Consider the following 18,610-nt stretch of genomic DNA (forward strand, 5'->3'; position numbering starts at 1 on the left):
ATATCTTCCTCATGAAATAAAGAATCCGTATTTCCTTTTTGTTCGTTGTACTGTTCAATTGGTACATCAGCAATTCAACAATCCGAGACTCGGTATGTAATCTTCTTATTTCTCCTTTTTTCTTTGATTCAATTAATTCAGAATGGTATGTTGCATTTCGTAAGTAGCAACAAGATCTTCTTCAGAAAATGAAGCATATTGCCCTTTTTCGATCTCATGCACAAACTGCTGATGGAGCAAAGAATCTCTCTTAATTAAATTGAGGTAATATTCTTTAGATATAACTGCTATAAAATAAATATATTCAATACCAGGTTCTACTTGATGGGTTGTTCGCACAGAAGGAATGTAACGAATATTATGTCTACTCATGCCATAGGGCATTTTTGCATCTTTTGGTTTAAAAAATATAAATTGACTTGTAATCGTTTCACCTTCTATTTCAGTGAGGATCTGTACAGGTCTATCGAAGTTCATTTTAGAATGTAATATAAAAAGACCAGAAGTTGAAAGTTGAAAATTCTCCATATGCACAGGCCCCATTTCAATAATGGTTTTGTTTTCAACCAGTGGTTTGTCTGGCACATAACTGTCCGGGATTTCTTCCTCAAAAAGCCAATCTTCCAACTCTACTATTTTACTTTTCACTAACATGATTACAGTTTAAAATAAGCTTTGCGCAGTTAAAATTAATGAAATAAGCTGGAATATTAAAATTATTTATAATCTTTCTAAATAACTATCAAATTCAACATGCATTTCTTCAAGTTGAACATAAGGTTTCAATGTTCTTGGATTCATCGTCACATTTGATTCGACTGAAAAAATAGTATAGATTTCTTTCTTATTCAAAACCTCCACAGGCGTACCATCAAATAGCTTTCTGCCATTTTTGAGCATCATAATGCGATTGGCATATGTAGCTGCAAAATTAACATCATGTACGATCAAAATAACCATGAGTCCTTTGCGCGCCAATGCTTTGGCAATACCTAAAACTTTCTGCTGATAATGTAAATCCAATGCTGAAATAGGCTCATCTAAGAGCAAGAGTGCATCTGGATTATCCCATATCTGTGCTAAGACCCGAGCTAAATGGACACGTTGCTGTTCACCACCTGATAAACTTAGAAAATCACGGTCTGCAAATGATGCTACACCACAAAGTTTCATTGTTTCGGCTACAACTTCGAGATCATGTGCTTGAGGTACATTTTTATAATGCGGATAACGTCCCATTAATACAATTTCATCGACTTTAAAACTTAAAGTCATTTGCTGTTGCTGACTCAATAAAGCTCTACATTGTGACAAAATATATGGAGTATAATCCGACAGTAGCTTTCCATTTAAGTGAATGCTACCTGAGCAGGGTTTCTTTTCTCCGCAGAGTAATCCCATCAAAGTAGATTTTCCTGCGCCATTGGCACCTAACACAGCCAATACCTCTCCCTTCCGTACTTGAAAAGTAACATCTTTCAGGAGTTTTCTTCCCTTGATTTCGTAATTAAGTTTCTCTACACGTAACATAACAGACCCTATATTTGAACTAATTATTTTTCCTTTATCAAAATATATAAAAACAAAGGAGTTCCCAATAGGGCGGTGATCACGCCAATTGGAAGCTCTATTGGAGCAACCGAAACCCGAGCTATAACATCTGCTAGCGTCAGCACCAAAGCGCCAAACAGCAACGATCCAGGTAAAACAAATCGATGATCTGCCCCACCTATAAGACGAATAATATGAGGAACAATCAATCCCACAAAACCGATAATACCTGAAACTGCTACAGAAGCTCCTACAGCTAAAGTTGAAAGGACTACAACCCATCTTTTGATACGGTCGGTTTGTACACCTAATAAATCGGCCTGCATTTCACCGAGAGCGAATGCATTTAATGATTTTCCAAAAAAGGTAAACAGATTAAGGGAATAATTATAAATGGAGCAACTGCCAATAGATTTTCCCATGTAGCTCCACCCAGACTACCAAGCAACCAAAATGTAATGGTCCGTAATTGCTGCTCGGTCGAGACATAGGTCATCAAGCCCGTCAGTGCACCAGCAAAAGCATTAATCGCAATTCCAGCCAATAACATCGTTGTTACGGATGGCTTACCATTTTTACTAGCTATACGATAAACCAAAAATGCTGTTAAACCTGCACCCGCAAATGCTCCAAAAGCTAATACATAATAACCGATCCAAGCTGAAAGTGAGGTGAAAACCAATGTTTCAAAAGCGATAATCATAACTGCAAATAACGATGCGCCAGAAGATATACCGATGAGTCCCGGTTCTGCTAATGGATTACGAAATATTCCCTGGATAGCTGCTCCAGAGATACCCAATGCTGCCCCTACCAGTACGCCTAGTAATAATCGTGGTAACCGAATTTCAAAAATGACATCCTCATGCATGCTGTTGATGGGTGTTGCTGATGCTAAATGCGTTTTTTGCATCAACAAGGAAAAAATATCTCTGGGAGGAATAAAATAAGCCCCTAATCCCAAGGAAATTATACACACGACAATTAAAATTGATACAAGTGCCAGTAAAATTAGCTTCTGTCTTTTATACACATCGATTACTTTGAATCCATTATTCTTACAAAACCTCTGTGCAATTCCAGAATTGCGTCAGGTAGCCGATTACTAAAATTGACTAATAAAGAAGCATTCATCGCGAGAATACGTTTATTTTTTCCTGCATTGGTAATTCTCATACCGGGTAATTTTAAAATTGCATCCTCACCCCCCAAACTACTAGCCCCAAAATCGAATAGCAATATTATATCTGGATTGGCCTGTACCAGCGCTTCTGTCGTATAAGGTTTAAAATCAGAAAACTCTTGAATAGCATTCTTTCCTCCAGCTAAATTGATGATTGCATCTAAACTACTCCCCTTACCGGCGACACTCATAGTGCCCGTACCACGTGCATAAATAAAAAGAACTTTTGGAGGAACTTTACCTTTATTTTCACTTTTAACCAATTCAGTAATACGGTTCAAACTTAACTTTGTTTGGGATACCACTCCTTTTCCGAGCTCAGGTTGACTAATGGCATCCGCCACTTGCTGTATATAATTTAAAGCGCCTGGAATTGTATAGTTGGGTTTTAAGGCTATATATTTTACACCAGCTGCGCGTACTTGTCGAATGATTGCTGCAGGAACTTCACCTTCATTTGCTAATATGATATTCGGTTCAAACGAAAGTAATCCCTCTGCTGAAACTGAACGATTTTTACTTACACGGGGCAAAGCTGCGGCAGCCATAGGTGAGACACTGGTCACGTCGGTAGCAACAACACGATTCCCCACACCTAATCCAAATATCGTCTCAGTAATGGAACTGTTCAATGTAATAATCCGTTGCTGTGCATGACCACCAAAAGCAATATACATACAACAATGGATTATTATAATAAAGCAAAATCTACTCATTCTTTTTTCTTTAATTCAAGTTAAACGCATCATGACAGGAAAACTTATCTAACGCTTTTCAACACAAAACAAATCAATAATCAGTCTAAATACAAATTAATTTAAATTTACCTTTTGCGTATACCTTAGATTAAATAAAGTCAAAAACCACTATAAATCAATCAAATACATCAATTTAAAAGTTGTAAAAGGATATATTCAAATCGAATTAAATAGAATTAATGTCAGTTTTCATATAGAAAAGTTCAATTCAATTGCCTTTTTTGTAATATTATTTAGATTGATTAAAAATAACCTAGTGTTTACAAAAAGCTCCTTAATACGAACTAGTTCTCTCCTGATATTATGTGCATGCAACTTAATAGTAACTCATGCCCAAGATAAATTACAGATTAGTGGCACTGTAAAAAACGAATCTAACAAAGCGATACCAAACGTAACGGTTTATTTATATCCTGATAAAAAGGCTATAAAGACAGATACTTCCGGTCATTTCCATTTTAATCAGCTTTATGCAGGTAATTATGATTTGGAAGTTCAAGCTCTTGGTTATAAGAAATTCCAACGAACCATTGATCTAGAAGATAAAAAACAGCAGCTGAATATTATACTAGAGACCGATAACCGCCATATTGATGAGGTACAAGTAAACCGTAAACTGGAAGCGGTAGACAATCTTGTTAAAGCCGAAAATGCAGCTATGCCTGTTAAGATTATTACCAAACGTGAAATCGAATTGATGGGGAGTCGCCGACTGGATGAAGTATTGAAAGAACAAACAGGTATTGCCATAGTCAATGACATTGCCGGAGGATCAAGAGCTGTCGGGGTACAGATCCAAGGTTTTAGTAGCAACTATGTGATGGTATTAGTAGATGGACAACCCATGTTGGGGAGAAACAGTGGGAATTTTGATTTATCAAGAATTTCAGTTACAAATATAGAACGTATAGAAATTATAAAAGGAGCTTCATCGTGTCTTTATGGCAGTGATGCTTTAGGAGGTGCTATTAATATCATTACGCGACATGGTGCAGTGACGCCACAGCTACACACTTCATTTCTATATGGCACATTAAACACGGTAGATGCAACTTTAGAAGCTGAAACACCTTTTGACAATCAACGTGGAAGTATTGTTTTATCCGGAAACTACTACCGCACTGATGGATTTAATACTGACAAAAACTATCTGGAGTCAAATAGTACCACTTATCCCCCATATACCAATTACAGTTTTCAAGGACGCACACGTTATCGTATCAGCAAAAATGGAACAATCGGTATTACGGCGAGGTATGCAGGCCGAGTATCAAAGATGATCAATGCCTGGTCTGAACAGACCATATTGAAAGATACCCAGAAAGATCAGGACATTAACATAGCAGCGAGTTATGATCATAACTTTGAATCAGGGATTCGGAGTATGTCTCGCTATTATTATTCTCGTTTTCACTCAGAAATTGCTGCTCAGTGGTTGCAACAAGGAGTATTGGCCGGCGCTGAAGAATTTGGTCAAGATGTACATCGAATAGAACAACAGTTTGCTTATAGTCCTATTACAAAACTAAAATTTACAGCTGGTATCGGTGGAAGTCTAGAGGTAATGGATGATCAAAAACTGGATGCTAAAAGATCGTTAAATACCGGCTTTGTATATCTACAGACCGAATGGAAACCTGTTGATCAGCTACTGACCACATTGGGACTACGCTATGACCAAACAAATGTATATAATGGTCGTCTCAGCCCAAGTCTTGGTTTACAATACCATATTAATTCAACTCTTGTTGCCAAAGCAGGTTTTGGGGCAGGATTTAAAGCTCCTGATTACAAAATGCGGTATCAGGTATTCTACAATCCAGCGGCAAACTATATGGTAGTTGGTACTGAACGCGTGGCAGATGTTATTTCAGCAATGGATGCGGCTGGTGAATTGAGCTATAAAAACAGTTATATGTTGAATTTAGTCGCAGGAAATCTAAAAGCGGAAACTAGCCTGTCTAATAATATTGGTTTAACATGGAATGCTAGTCAAAAAATTCAAGCTGATATTTCCGTATTTTATCATCGCATCAATAATCAGATCAATACGGTCAGTGTCGGGAATGGGACGAATGTTGCTCAGATCTACAGTTACCGCAATCTACCGAAGGCGATGAACAAAGGTTTCGAAACTTCAATTACTTATCAAGCAAACAAAGTTTTACAGTTCTCTGTAGGCTATCAATATTTAATAGCAAAAGATTTAAGTGTCTTAGACAGTATAGCAAGCGGAAACTTTCCATATAATCAAATCAATAATCCTGAAACAGGAGAATATCGACAAAGTAAAAAATCAGACTATTGGGGTATTGAAGATAGATCAAGACACATGATCAATTTTAAAACGCAGTACGCATATAAACCTTGGGATATGAATATCAATGCAAGAATTAATTTTAGGGGAAATACACCATTCCAGGAATACAATGGAAATCAATTCATAGACAAGAATGATATTTTCATTCCATACCATACGCTTTTAAATATGACCGTTGAAAAAAGTCTGATGAAAGGAAAGCTCACTTTTCGTCTCATTGGAGATAACCTATTTAATTTTACCAGCCGCTATTTACTTGGACAACCGGGTCGTGTCATCATGGGTGGACTGAGTTATCGTTGGATCAAAGAATAAATTTTCCAAAGCCACATAGCATGTAGAAATAGGAGAACAGCAATTAAGTTTTAAATGCTAGCTAGCCCTCCTTTCAAGATGTTTTATAATTTTAAAAATTGCTACAAAATGAATACAATAAAACTAATAATAGCTGAATGCAGCATATGGATTTCTTTTCATAAAATAGGTCGTTGTATTTTCTCTACAGTTATCGTATTTCTTATTGCCTCATGTGGCAAGGATAAAGAGTACAATATTGTACTTGAAGATGGCAAGAGTATCGTCATTAAAGATCTTCCAGGTGATACCGATGCTTCTATGGGAGATGGAACAGAAGGTAAAGAAAAACGTAACTTTTATACTTTTCTATTTCGATTTAAGGATCAGAAACAAATTTGGATTAAGACAAAAGCAGATTCGACTCAATGGCTGAAAACGAAAGATTGGGACTTAGCTTTTACTGGCCCCTATAATTCTGAAGTTTTTGTCAACAATGCGCAATACCAATATAACCCAGGATATCAAGGAGAGGCAAATAATAGCGCAGTCATCTTAATTAAACAGCCCTATCAAAGTATCACCGTCGCACCTTCGGATGACGAATTTAATAAAAGTGAAGTTAACAAAATCGGATGGGCATCTTCAGAAGGTTCAGATGGATGGTTTCGATATAGCCTGAACAATCACATTATGCAGGCGCTCCCTAACAGGACATACGTCATTAGACTTCCTGATGGGAAATATGCCAAATTACAACTTATCAATGCCTACAAAGGTAATCCATCTGCCGTTACAAATATGAACTGGCCCGCACCCTATTATACATTCAAATACTATGTACAAGAGGATGGTAGTAAGGCGTTAAACACAAACACGCTCTAAAAAATGAAAATTAATTATCCGTTAATAGTATATTCTGCCATAAATTTTATCAAATAATATTTATGGTAAAGTAATTTTCATAGATGCTGATCATATCATAAAAATAAAAACGCAATTATACCATAGTGTATTAATGAGTAAATGATTCCAAATCTCTTAATAATCCACAGGCTAGTGATTATCCTTAAAAAATATTAAACTTCTAATTAACAGCTATTTAACAAGAAATATTTGTTGATTATTACAACTAACAAATAAGCTTAAAAGCTAAACTCTAAAAAGCAAAAAGCATAGATTAAATATCATTTTTAATATACAATGGATAAGCTAAACTCATTACCTTTACTATTATTTAGAATTAATATAAATAAAGATAACAATCAAATAACCTGATCATATAACCACGGGAATAATTGAAATTATAGTATTACAATATATAGCACTAAAAATGAAAATAACAAAAACTAATACCCTTTTAAAATTCGTTGCAATCTTTGTTTTTTTAACATTGCTAGGCGCCTGCAGTAAAAGCGATCCTAAAATAGAACCTGAACCGAATCCAGATATTTCAGAAGGAATGTTCAATCGCTTAATTTCAGTAAAGAACTTTGGAGAGGACTTACCAACCGGGACCTTACCCACAACTAAGCAATCACCTATATATTATAGTTTAGAACAGAATAAGGCTATTACGCCAGATTATAGGCTGACAGCACGTTGGGATATTTCTTTCGCAGACATATACAGGAGTTTTATCAATTGCAATAATAGTTCAAATGGATATGGGGTAGGTGGACCTGGTAAAGGTGGAATTTATCTAGTCAAGAAAAAATTTGAAGATGTTGTAGATATTCCTTCCGATGCTGAATTCCGCAAGGGAGAAAAAGCGTATGGAACGGATGACTCAGGAATTTTTGGCGAAGGCCTGGGATGGTATCTATATGATTTTGGTGGCGACATCAAGGGTGGTGGAGCCGAAAACAAAAAGCACGTTTGTTATCCAATTGAAGAACATACCTTGATCGTGCGCACAGCCAATGGCAATTATGCAAAAATCAAAATACAGAGCATTTACAAAGACTTATTAGACCCAAAAGATTGGTTTAGAACTTCACCTACACCATTCTTTACTTTCCAGTATGTATTAGCGAAATCTGGGAGTACCAAATTTGAGATCAAGAATTAAATAATAATGTCCATAAATACGATAGTTCAATATTTAGATAAAATGAAAAGAATATACACTTTTATAAGCATACTATTCCTTGGGTTACTGTTTAGTAACTGTACTAAAACTGAGGATCTTCCTTTACTTCCTAGTGACAAAATACTAGAATATAAGGTGACCAACCTCCCGAATGATGATGTTATCTATGGTGCCATAGACAATAACGAGAATACCATCACGGTTTACTTACCCTATTATTATGGATTATTAGTAATTGATCCTACAATTCAGGTATCATCTGGAGCCAAAATCACGGAGGAGATCTTGCCTGTTAAAACTGATGAAAAAGATAAGACATACACCGTAAAATCTGCAACAGGAACAACCCGTACCTACAAGCTAAAGATCGAATTACAAAGTACACCTTCTTTTGAAGCGACTTTTGCATCAACATCTTCCATTGCACTTACACAAGGGCCAGGAACCACACTTCCAGCGATAAATGGGACTTTTATGCATACAAACTCTTCTCTAGTCAGTATAGTACTCATCAACCAAGAGACCAAGCAACGTGTTCAGATGCCAACTCCGAATAGTTTAAAAGTTTCGGCTAACGGGTATCAATTAACTTATACAGGGACAGAACGGGAGTATCGTATTCCTTCGGATATCATAGCGGGTACATACGATGTCGAAGTGACCAACCTTAATCATACCATTATATTGGCCAATCCGATCAAGATTACCTATCGACAACCGAATGTAGCTTTAACTTTATTGGGTTTAAAATTGGCTAAAAAAGCGGATTGGACTATCAATGCTAGCTCAGACAAAGTGTTACTCGATCCGACAGCAGTCATTATGACACTTAACGGCATAGATTACCCGCTTACGATCAAATCCCATACCCGTACCGAAATGCAGGTTTCGCTACCGGAAAACCTTCCAACAGGGAGTTTCGAAAATGTCCAGATCAAATTCCAGTTCAAAGACTGGCCTGACGTAATAAAAACCCAGCTGTACACCAGTACGATAACGGAATCATAAACATGCATCCACAATATGCCAAGGTAGCATCAACATTAAATAAATAAAACAAAGGAGGTCAACATGAAATTAAACATTAAAACAATCTTACAATCGGCAATGGCTGTAACAGTGCTTTCGGCAACAGTGTGGGCAGCAACTCCAAAAACAGAACAGGTAACAGCTCCTTTGGCGCTTACTCAAACAAAAGCAAATACCAACTTCACCGTAATAGGTCAATGGTGGACTCCTTCAGATGTTGCAAACTGGCCGGTTATTTATTTAGATCTTACTACAGGTAACCAAAGCTTAAGTAATGGTGGACAAATCACATTATCCCGTTTTGTCAATGCAACTATTCGTGCCAATGCAGGTTTCGAAATTAGAACAGTAATGGCAGACATGTCGGCTGTTTCGGCATCTGATTGGTCTGTTGCTAATGTAGTAACATCACTAGGAAATAACGAGTGGTATGAATTTGATTTATCAACAATTAGCATCCTACCAATTCAACCCATTACTGTACTGGTTGGCAACAGTTCTGGAGCGTTGTATGCATTAACCCTGAATAGCTTCATTAATATACAACAAAAAATAGTTACTGGCCAAATTCAAATGAAAACTGATTTAAACATTGAATATAAAGCTTTATAAAAATACCTAAGATTATTAAAATATAATTTTCGAACATACGGTTTTTATAAAAATAACACGCATCCACAGTATGCCAAGGTGGCATCAACATTAAATAAATAAAAAACAGGAGGTCAACATGAAATTAAACATTAAAACAATCTTACAATCGGCAATGGCCGTGACAGTGCTATCGGCAGCAGTATGGGCAGCGGCCCCAAAAACGGAACAGGTAACAGCTCCTTTAGCGCTTACTCAAGCAAAAGCAAACACCAGCTTAACAGTAGTTGGTCAATGGTGGAGCCCATCAAACGCTGCCAACTGGCCTGCTGTTTATGTAGATTTTACAACAGGTTCTCAAAGTCTAATCAACAGTGGACAAGTAGCATTCTTCAGTCATGTTAATGGCTCGATCAAAGCAAATGCAGGTTTCGAAATTAGAACAGTAACGACGGACATCTCCGCTGTTTCTGCATCGGACTGGAGTACTGCTACACTAGTAACATCATTAGGTAGTGGCACATGGTATGAGTACGATCTAGGTTCCCATGAGAATGTAGCCATTCAACCACTGACTGTATTGGTTGGTAACGCTTCAGGTGCCTTATATGCCGTAAAACTCAATAACTTCAGTAACGTAGGGCAACGAGTTGTTGCAGGTCAACTACAGGTAAAAGCTGATGCTAATATCGAGTATAAAGCGCTTTAAACAACAATAATTATCTATAGAAGATGCCGTAACCTGTGGATGGGTTGCGGATCTTTTTAATCAAAAAAATCATGCTACTTTCATTATCGAAAAAACAAATACGTTCATTCCAATTATTAACTATCTTCATACTGACTATGACATGTTGGTCTTGCAAGAAAGAAACCCCCGATTTACCATATAACGAGATCGAGTCATTTAGCATAAGAGATGCTTCAGGCAATACCTTTTCAGCAAGTATTGTGGAAGACCGTATAATCCTATACTGGCCACCGCTGGTGGACCAACCAAAAAGCATTACACCGACCATAAAAGTCTCAGAACTAGCCACTATTACACCTGCTTCAGGCACGTCAATAGAATTACAATCAGAAAAACCCATTACCTATACCGTTAGAGCGCAGGATGGTTCCAGCAAAAACTATACATTATCCTTTCAGGTCAACCAACCGCAGGTACAGGCCAAATTGAATGACCCTGTAAACACCTATTATCTAAAGGAACCAGAAAAAGGGATCTTTACCTTCGTTGGAGAAAATATCATACCCAATGAAACACAAACAAAAGGTTATTTAATAGACAAAGATGGAAAACAAACGTTACTATCTTTAAACACCGCTCTAACCTCTTTTGTAGCTAAATTTACAGCCCCAGACAACCTCACAGCAGGAAGTAGTTACCAGGTGAAATTGGTTTCAGGCCGCTTCTCCATAATTAGTGATCCTTTCGAAGTAGCACTACCTGGACTTGGTGCCTTAATAAAATCTAATGTTGCTTATAATGCCACAAAAGGACAAAACCTGGTTATACCGTTAGTCAGCAAAATACTTTATGAACTTTATTTCAAAAGCGATTTTGATCATTTTGTAGCTGTTGATAACCTTAACAATTCTTATAAAATAACTAATGCAGTAGTTGATGTTACAAAGCTGACCGTGAGCCTCCCAATACCAACAACAGTGCTTGGAAATAAAATTACCGTCCTCAAGATAATGGACAAATCCGGTAAGATCTTGACTGAAAGTAATTATTCCATTGCTGTAAATTAAACTTATTTGTCAAAAGACTTCGAATCGTGCTATTAAAAATTTACTGGACAAAACAGGTAATTCTGGCAGCTTTGCTAACCGTGTCTTTATGCAGCTGCAGTAAGGGGAAGTCATCAACGGTAGAACCGACAATAGTGCCTAACCCAGAAGAAACGCTACGAGAAAAATACAGCAAAAATATCGCGCTGTGGCCGATCGTAGAATGGTATAAAAACATTGAGGTACGAGAACTAGCAGCATTGCCCGATAATCCTTCAAAAGATAAGGTTGAGCTTATTGCGCTAGGCAAAGCCCTGTTTTTTGATCCCCGTACAGGTAATGGTCTAAAGACCTGTGCTTCGTGCCATAATCCGGACACATACTGGATCGATCAGAAAACAACAGCTGATGGTATAGCTTTACATCACCGTAACACACCATCCATGGAAAATGTCTGGTATCTGGAAGGGAAACTCTTTCACGATGGGCGTGCGAAAACCTACCGTGAACAAATTGCAGAAGCTATCAATTCGCCAATTGAAATGGGCGGAAATACGAGTTCTTTATCTTCCAAACTAATGTCCATACCTGGTTATGTAGATCTGTATGAATCGGCTTATAATAATAAGAATATGACAATAGAGGGTTTGCTAGATGCAATAGCTGCTTATTCCAAATCCATTAGCAGTGGAGAAACTGCATTTGATAGGTTTGTCCAAGGTGATTATCAGGCGCTAAATGACCAACAGCTCGAGGGATTACATTTGTTCCGCACGAAAGGAAAGTGTATCAATTGTCACAACGGTCCGTATTTTACGGACTTAGATTTTCATAATCTCGGCTATGCAGTAACGAACAAAGGTGCATTGGACAACGGACGATTTGAGTCTTCTAAATTAGAAAGTGACAAAGGTAAATTTCGTACGCCTGGATTAAGAAACGTCACAAATACTGCACCATATATGCACAATGGTAGTATTGCTACTTTGAGTGAATTAGTCAACTTACTAAGCCAAGGAATGCCTCAAAAGACTGGTCAGCAGATTAATGGCATATTATCACCACATATACAGAATTTAAGACTCAGCAGTAAAGAGCAGGAAAATATCATTGCTTTTCTGGCTAGCTTATCCAGTAAACCGATAAAGAATGATAGACCAATATTACCCTAAAATAAAAAATCCCAAAGGAGGTCGCCTTTGGGATCTTTGACTATCCACAGATATGGAGGCATCAATATTAAATAAATTGGTACAAAAATAGAAATTTAAAAGGAAAAATAAAGTTAAAAAAAACTAAAGATTGATTAACTTCTCATTTATAGCCAGTGGGACAGCAAAATTAAATCAATTGATTCTCAAGCGGATTCAACATCAGTAGTATAAAGTCTATTTGGCGTAAAAGAATCATTTAAGTAAATATATGGGCAAATCAACTAAATTTATTAGGAAACAAATGAAACTATTGGGTCATGCCGCTCCTATTGGTATTTGTTTATTATTACTCTTAAGTGCCTGTAGAGACCATGGAAATAAAACTATAACACAAAATGAGAGGCTAAGTCCTGACATTGGAACACGAAAAGAACTGATTCTTGATTCAATTTTTTTATATGCTCAACAATTATACCGATGGCAGGAATCACTTCCCTCCTATACAGATTTTACTCCTCGTAAGAAGTTTGGAAGCATTAGTCCCGAACAGACTGCTTATGAACGTGAGCTTTTCGCAATAAGTCAATACTCATTGGCCCAGAATGGCAAACCATATGAATGGTCTCCAATCAGTAATAAACCCAAATATTCGTATCTTGAGCGCCGTAGAAACACAAAAAAAGTAGCGGGCATCTTGCAAGCATGGAGCACCAATATAAATATGCTACACACCTGTCCTATTGGACTTCAGGTAAAAAATACATAGCCTACCTTTACATTGCTTCATTTCCCGAATTAGCTATCGTTAAGACAGAACTCGATAGACTTTTTAAAGAGCTTTCGAATAAACAAGTAACTCATCTGATTTTAGATCTTCGTCACAATGGCGGCGGATATGTTGAGACAGCGGAATATTTGGCCAATTTGATTGTACCTCAAAAACTGGATGGGAAAATCATGTTCAGTGAACAATTTCATCCGAATGTCCAAAATGGCAAGGCTACTCTTTTAGGTAAACAACCCTATTTAGATCCAAATGGAAATCCTGTACAATATAAAGGCCGTTCCGCAACTTTGGCCGATGTAGACTATAGTGAAAAAGCCAATACACATTATTTCGTCAAGAAAGGAGTATTCAACACATTACAACACTTATCATTTATTGTATCCGGACGTACCGCATCAGCTAGTGAACTTCTTATTAGTAGTTTTAAACCTTACTTTCCGGTGAGACTTATTGGTCAGAAAACTTTTGGAAAGCCAGTAGGATTTTTCTCTCTTAAAATTGATGCTTTCGACATTTATTTTGCATCATTCCTGATTCGTAATGCTAATGGTTGGTCGGACTATTTTGATGGAATGTCTGTCGATATTTCCCTAGCCTCCCCAAAAACAGACCTACATATAGGTAATCCGAAGGAGCCTTGGCTAGCATCTACACTGCAAGACATTGTTTCTATTACAGACTCTAAGCTGGAAAAAGGTGTTGATAATATTAAAGATAATCCTCCTTTCGTCTTTTGGCCAGAAACAATAGGTGAGAATCTGCTGTTTAAAACAAATTTTCAATTAAAAAACTAAAAAAATTATGTACAATTTAATTCAGATCGTTTTTCATAGATGATAAATCATTATACAGCATAAAGGTTTTAAAATAAATACGAATATTTGTATAGAATAATTATAACTAAATACTAGAAAAATGCTTAGTCAACATATTAAAGAGCAAACACATGCTGCTCACCAAAACGTAGAAGGTACAATCGTACGTCAATTAAAAAGTATTCGTTCAGATGCAGATTACGCAAAGGTTCTAAAAGGTTTTTATGCCTATTTCCGTGCTGTTGAAGATCGTATTGCACCTTTTGTAACTTCGGATATTTTGCCCGATCTAGCAGATCGTCGTAATTCTTCTTATATAAAAAAAGATATCGAAGCATTGGGCGGAAGTGTAGAAAATCTTCCAGAAGCTAATGCTCCTCTAGTTAACAATGTGTTAGAAGCCCTAAGCTCACTTTATGTTCTTGAGGGATCCATTATGGGGGGGCCATACATTGTGCAGATGCTGAATAAATATGGAATCACTAAAGGCACTTCGTTTTTTGAAGGGTATGGTGAAAACAGTCGTGAAATGTGGGCAGGATTCACTACTGTCTTAAATAAACATGCTGAAGATCCTGAGAGCTATACACTTGCGACAGAGAAGGCAAATCAAACTTTCTACAATTTTGGAAACGTATTTTCCCCTATTGTAAATGTAAACTAAACCACAACATTATTGTTTATATTTACGAATGGAGCAAAAAAATGATAAAACAAAATGGGTAAAACGCTTAGGAGTAGGCGCTTTTCTCTTTTTTCTTTTTAAAGGTTTAGTTTGGTTAGCAGTATTTTTCTTTGCAGCAAAATCCTGCAATTGGTCGTTCTAAACAAAACCTGCTCATATCATTTAATGATACATGTTAGTCTCGATTTTCTATTGAGGCTAACAAATTATAAATTCCCGCGAATAATGAGCTTGGCTAATAATTATCCGATTAAATATACTTGCCTATTAATGGTATATTTTTTAATTCCTTCCGCTCCATTTTTACAATAAAAAAAACATAAAATATCATCAAAATAATAGCAACAGGAATACGTAATAAAAGTTGCATACCTTGAGTCCACGAATCGGAATACGCATCAATACTCATTTTCATAAAGAAACATAGTAACATTGCCAATAGATATGTGCCTATTTTTTTCACGGGGTAGGGTATATAATAATATTTTTGACCAAGAAAATAAGTCACGACCATCATACTAGCATAACAGATCAGTGTAGTCCATGCTGCTGCATATATACCCCAATAGGAATAAAAAGATAATTGCCAACAAGTGTAACAATGGAACCAAACACCGTAACATATAATCCCATGCGCATCCGATCAGTAAGTTTATACCATACCGAAAGATTATAATATATTCCCAAGCATATGTTAGCACATAAAAGTATCGGTACGATGCCCAAACCGGAACGATAGGAAGCCCCGATCATATATTTCCAGACGTCAAGATATAAAGCAGAAAAAAGAAAAGCTAAAGAAAGTGTGACTACAAACCATTTCATCACATTTGCATACAGAGCTGGTGCATTTTTGTCTTTGGATTTATTGAAGAAAAATGGTTCTGCAGCCATTTTAAATGCTTGTATAAATAACGTAATAAAGATCGCTAATTTATAGTTTGCTGAATAAATCCCAACGACACTTTGCGCATCGACATCCTGTGGCAGCAATTTCGCCAGCATTTGCCGATCCATTACTTCGTTTATCATGCCCGCTAACCCAATAAAAATCATAGGAGCGCAATATTTAAAAAGCTGTTTCCAAAGACTGAAATTTATCTTAAACCTAAAACTCTTCCATTCTGAAAATAATAATAAGAATACAAAGAGATTTTGGAGCACATTTGCTAAGATTAAAAACCCTATCCGGTTATTATTAATGAACCAATGTACAATAGCATCATCCGGATGATGCAACGCATATTTGGGTAACCATATTAAGAAAAATAAAGTAAACAGTATATTGATAATAATACCAGATAATTTTACAAAAGCGTATCTTTTGGGACGGTTTTCCTGTCGTAGTTTAGCAAATGGAATAGCAGTTATTGCATCTAATCCAATAAGATAAAGACACCACAAAATGTATTCTGGATGTCCATCAAGCTTCATAAAATTGTTAATTGGAACAGTAAAAAAAGAAATAAACGTAATGAGTAATGCGGTACTGAGCAATATTGAACCAAACGCTGTTTGAAAAAGTGAGTGTCGGTCTACACCTTCTGTATTTGAAAAACGAAAATACCCCGTTTCAAAACCATAGGTAAATATAATGTTTGCTACAGCAATCCAAGAATACAATAAACTGTAACCACCATAATCTCGTACACCTGAAGAATCTATCATCAGGTAAGTAAGAATAGGTGTCAGTAAATAGTTTAGAAATTTTGCTCCAATGTTACTTACACCATACCACAGGGTTTGTCCTGCCAATTGTTTTATAGCCGTCAATAAATTATAGATTTTGACACAATATTAGTGAAACTTTCTTAATTGCTATAATACAAAACGAAAGCATATGGTAAGATAAAAAGCTGGACTAATACTAATAATAATCAACTATTGGCCACGCCATTTAAAGTAAAGATCTTATTTTGACAGACCATTTATAATTCGCACCTGATAAGCTCCGTTATAATGATCACCAACCATAAGATTCTCACTAACCGTAATATAATATTGGCCTGTGTCTGTAAATCGATATTCCAGGACTTTTCCGAATGGACCATCAGCACTCCCGTTTGGAAAAAAAGCTGACCAATACGGATATTTGCCGTATTGGTTGGACTTTCAAGTATAATATGAGCGGAATCCGGTTTATGGACAGATATAAAAATAGTGTCTGTAATACCTGATTTTTTCTCCATTTTATGAGTAAGACCTCCCTCTAAAAAAGTAATTCCGGACTGCCGATGCAATTCGGTATCCTGAGACTTGTCTTCCACAGCTGGCCTTTGATGAGAGATATTTGGTTGGCATGCAACAAAAGTGAGAAATATAATAGATGTAATGACGAACAATCTAGACATAGTTTTATTATTATAAACAAATAATAGAATCAAATAGTTTACACCCAATTATTTGGTTAAAGCAAATCGTCCTTTAAGATTCATCATCAAAACTCTTCCTGTGTTAATTCCATATTAACCATCGCTCCAGCTGTATTTCCAGTACTAACAGCACTTGCTACGGAGCGCATCATTGTGGTGGAGTCACCACAGGCAAAAACACCTGGAATATTGGTTTTCTGAAAACTATCAACTTTAATATGCCCAGCCTCAGTAAGCTCACATCCCAAATTCACCGGCAGGTCTAAATGCTGTACAAAGGGAACTGGAGCATACACCGCATCAAAACTTTCTGTTCGACCATCATCAAACACCAATTGCTTAACATATCCGTCTTTGTGGACAATTTCTACAATTTCAGTTTCAATTATACCAATTTGATTTTTAGCTAATTTATCTTTTTGTTCTTCTTCAAAATTTGCTTCACCTCTTGTCAAAACCTGTAATTGATCAGTGAGATTATGAACTAATGAAGATAGATGGATTGCCTTATCCCCTTTTCCAATAATACCGGTTTTTGATGTTTAAATTCATAACCGTGACAGTAAGGGCAATGAATAACTGAAATCCCCCAGCACGCAGAAAAACCCTTTATATCAGGAAAAATATCCTTAACTCCAGTTGCAAAAATAAGTTTCCTACCGATGTAAATATTCCCTTCTTCTGTACAGATCTCAAAACCTTCTGACGCAAACCTACCATCTGTCACGACACCATTTTCAAAAATAATGCTTTCATATTGCTCAACCTGTTGCTTTGCTATGGTAGCAATCTCCAAGGGTGTCTTACCATCTTGTGTCAAGAAATTATGGGAATGTGGCGTCTGTCGATTGCACGGAATTCCACTATCAATTACCAACACATCTCGCAAAGAACGTCCTAGTACCATGGCTGCAGAAAGACCTGCATAGCTACCTCCAATAATGATGACATCATAAATTCTATTTTCTTTCATAATAAACCTTTAATACACCATCCAACAATTACTTTTGTGGGATGGTGTATTAAAGGTAACAACTATTGCAACTTAATTGCAATAACATTGACGGATATTATTATTTCTTACTCTTTCATGACAGATGCATTTTTATCAAAATTTGGATGGATAAATTAACATGCCTACAAACCATATAATTTCAATTATTTTACAAAATACTTGAAACACTACTCAATAAAAAAAGGCTATCTTAAATTTTAAGTTAACCTTTTTTCATTTTTGCAATA

Annotated in this window: 19 protein-coding genes and 1 pseudogene; 11 read left to right on the top strand and 9 right to left on the bottom strand. The window is 36.4% G+C overall.

The features are described 5' to 3' along the window. Nucleotides 1-132: 132 nt before the first annotated feature. From L950_RS31875 to L950_RS04305, 4 genes and pseudogenes are all read right to left on the bottom strand, one after another. A complete protein-coding gene (locus tag L950_RS31875; RefSeq protein ID WP_231576851.1) occupies nt 133-648 on the bottom strand; it encodes a hypothetical protein in 516 nt (171 codons plus the stop codon). Nucleotides 649-720: 72 nt separating this feature from the next. After that, nucleotides 721-1,530 (bottom strand): heme ABC transporter ATP-binding protein, encoded by an 810-nt coding sequence (locus L950_RS04295; protein WP_021187834.1) that lies wholly within the window; start codon nt 1,528-1,530, stop codon nt 721-723. A gap of 23 nt (nt 1,531-1,553) precedes the next feature. Further along, nucleotides 1,554-2,584: pseudogene (locus L950_RS04300) on the bottom strand (FecCD family ABC transporter permease). 5 nt (nt 2,585-2,589) lie between these two features. Beyond that, entirely contained in the window at nt 2,590-3,411 is an 822-nt protein-coding gene (locus tag L950_RS04305; protein WP_021187835.1) for a hemin ABC transporter substrate-binding protein, read from the bottom strand. Between the two features lie 337 nt (nt 3,412-3,748). Here L950_RS04305 and L950_RS04310 point away from each other — a divergent pair, with 337 nt between their 5' ends. The 11 genes from L950_RS04310 (at nt 3,749) to L950_RS04360 (ending at nt 14,975) form a co-directional block, all read left to right on the top strand. Next, a complete protein-coding gene (locus L950_RS04310; protein ID WP_021187836.1) occupies nt 3,749-6,127 on the top strand; it encodes a TonB-dependent receptor in 2,379 nt (792 codons plus the stop codon). Nucleotides 6,128-6,235: 108 nt separating this feature from the next. After that, complete coding sequence (locus L950_RS04315) at nt 6,236-6,991, top strand: HmuY family protein (protein ID WP_021187837.1); 756 nt, start codon at nt 6,236-6,238, stop codon at nt 6,989-6,991. 448 nt (nt 6,992-7,439) lie between these two features. After that, complete coding sequence (locus L950_RS04320) at nt 7,440-8,177, top strand: HmuY family protein (RefSeq protein ID WP_021187838.1); 738 nt, start codon at nt 7,440-7,442, stop codon at nt 8,175-8,177. Between the two features lie 42 nt (nt 8,178-8,219). Beyond that, nucleotides 8,220-9,206 carry a hypothetical protein gene (locus L950_RS04325; RefSeq protein WP_156169518.1) on the top strand — a complete coding sequence of 329 codons (987 nt, stop codon included), beginning with the start codon at nt 8,220-8,222 and terminating at the stop codon, nt 9,204-9,206. A 63-nt stretch (nt 9,207-9,269) separates the two neighbouring features. After that, nucleotides 9,270-9,839, top strand: a complete 570-nt coding sequence (locus L950_RS04330) for a hypothetical protein (RefSeq protein ID WP_021187840.1) — start codon at nt 9,270-9,272, stop codon at nt 9,837-9,839. A gap of 118 nt (nt 9,840-9,957) precedes the next feature. After that, the gene (locus L950_RS04335) at nt 9,958-10,527 is read left to right on the top strand and encodes a hypothetical protein (RefSeq protein WP_021187841.1); all 570 of its coding nucleotides are present in this window, start codon (nt 9,958-9,960) and stop codon (nt 10,525-10,527) included. Between the two features lie 137 nt (nt 10,528-10,664). Then, nucleotides 10,665-11,576, top strand: a complete 912-nt coding sequence (locus tag L950_RS04340; protein WP_021187842.1) for a hypothetical protein — start codon at nt 10,665-10,667, stop codon at nt 11,574-11,576. 26 nt (nt 11,577-11,602) lie between these two features. Further along, a complete protein-coding gene (locus L950_RS04345) occupies nt 11,603-12,727 on the top strand; it encodes a cytochrome-c peroxidase (protein ID WP_021187843.1) in 1,125 nt (374 codons plus the stop codon). Between the two features lie 283 nt (nt 12,728-13,010). Further along, nucleotides 13,011-13,475: a hypothetical protein gene (locus tag L950_RS04350; protein WP_156169519.1), complete on the top strand. Its 465-nt coding sequence runs from the start codon at nt 13,011-13,013 to the stop codon at nt 13,473-13,475. After that, nucleotides 13,412-14,290 (top strand): S41 family peptidase, encoded by an 879-nt coding sequence (locus tag L950_RS04355; RefSeq protein WP_021187845.1) that lies wholly within the window; start codon nt 13,412-13,414, stop codon nt 14,288-14,290. Before L950_RS04350 ends, L950_RS04355 begins: the two co-directional genes overlap by 64 nt. A gap of 121 nt (nt 14,291-14,411) precedes the next feature. Further along, nucleotides 14,412-14,975, top strand: coding sequence for a biliverdin-producing heme oxygenase (locus tag L950_RS04360; protein WP_021187846.1), 564 nt, complete (start codon nt 14,412-14,414; stop codon nt 14,973-14,975). A 271-nt stretch (nt 14,976-15,246) separates the two neighbouring features. Here the strand turns inward: L950_RS04360 and L950_RS37065 are convergent, their stop codons facing one another. The 5 genes from L950_RS37065 to L950_RS34955 all read right to left on the bottom strand — a co-directional run bounded on the left by L950_RS37065 (nt 15,247) and on the right by L950_RS34955 (nt 18,341). Next, the gene (locus tag L950_RS37065) at nt 15,247-15,624 is read right to left on the bottom strand and encodes a polysaccharide biosynthesis C-terminal domain-containing protein (protein WP_197086243.1); all 378 of its coding nucleotides are present in this window, start codon (nt 15,622-15,624) and stop codon (nt 15,247-15,249) included. Further along, on the bottom strand, nt 15,528-16,751 hold the full coding sequence (locus tag L950_RS04365; RefSeq protein ID WP_197086242.1) for a lipopolysaccharide biosynthesis protein: 1,224 nt from the start codon (nt 16,749-16,751) through the stop codon (nt 15,528-15,530). The genes L950_RS37065 and L950_RS04365 overlap by 97 nt, the downstream gene beginning before the upstream one ends. A gap of 173 nt (nt 16,752-16,924) precedes the next feature. Then, the gene (locus L950_RS04370; RefSeq protein WP_156169520.1) at nt 16,925-17,263 is read right to left on the bottom strand and encodes a hypothetical protein; all 339 of its coding nucleotides are present in this window, start codon (nt 17,261-17,263) and stop codon (nt 16,925-16,927) included. A 170-nt stretch (nt 17,264-17,433) separates the two neighbouring features. Further along, complete coding sequence (locus L950_RS34950; protein ID WP_410528091.1) at nt 17,434-17,895, bottom strand: FAD-dependent oxidoreductase; 462 nt, start codon at nt 17,893-17,895, stop codon at nt 17,434-17,436. After that, nucleotides 17,853-18,341 (bottom strand): NAD(P)/FAD-dependent oxidoreductase, encoded by a 489-nt coding sequence (locus L950_RS34955; RefSeq protein WP_262506988.1) that lies wholly within the window; start codon nt 18,339-18,341, stop codon nt 17,853-17,855. The genes L950_RS34950 and L950_RS34955 overlap by 43 nt, the downstream gene beginning before the upstream one ends. Nucleotides 18,342-18,610 lie beyond the last annotated feature (269 nt).

Source organism: Sphingobacterium sp. IITKGP-BTPF85 (assembly GCF_001006065.1).
Lineage (GTDB): Bacteria > Bacteroidota > Bacteroidia > Sphingobacteriales > Sphingobacteriaceae > Sphingobacterium > Sphingobacterium anhuiense.

Coding starts and splice junctions, on each gene's coding strand:
- L950_RS04295 (WP_021187834.1), bottom strand. CDS start 1,530: ATGTTACGTGTAGAGAAACTTAATTACGAAATCAAGGGAAGAAAACTC.
- L950_RS04305 (WP_021187835.1), bottom strand. CDS start 3,411: ATGTATATTGCTTTTGGTGGTCATGCACAGCAACGGATTATTACATTG.
- L950_RS04315 (WP_021187837.1), top strand. CDS start 6,236: ATGAATACAATAAAACTAATAATAGCTGAATGCAGCATATGGATTTCT.
- L950_RS04320 (WP_021187838.1), top strand. CDS start 7,440: ATGAAAATAACAAAAACTAATACCCTTTTAAAATTCGTTGCAATCTTT.
- L950_RS04325 (WP_156169518.1), top strand. CDS start 8,220: ATGAAAAGAATATACACTTTTATAAGCATACTATTCCTTGGGTTACTG.
- L950_RS04330 (WP_021187840.1), top strand. CDS start 9,270: ATGAAATTAAACATTAAAACAATCTTACAATCGGCAATGGCTGTAACA.
- L950_RS04335 (WP_021187841.1), top strand. CDS start 9,958: ATGAAATTAAACATTAAAACAATCTTACAATCGGCAATGGCCGTGACA.
- L950_RS04340 (WP_021187842.1), top strand. CDS start 10,665: ATGACATGTTGGTCTTGCAAGAAAGAAACCCCCGATTTACCATATAAC.
- L950_RS04350 (WP_156169519.1), top strand. CDS start 13,011: ATGAAACTATTGGGTCATGCCGCTCCTATTGGTATTTGTTTATTATTA.
- L950_RS04355 (WP_021187845.1), top strand. CDS start 13,412: ATGGAGCACCAATATAAATATGCTACACACCTGTCCTATTGGACTTCA.
- L950_RS04360 (WP_021187846.1), top strand. CDS start 14,412: ATGCTTAGTCAACATATTAAAGAGCAAACACATGCTGCTCACCAAAAC.
- L950_RS34955 (WP_262506988.1), bottom strand. CDS start 18,341: ATGAAAGAAAATAGAATTTATGATGTCATCATTATTGGAGGTAGCTAT.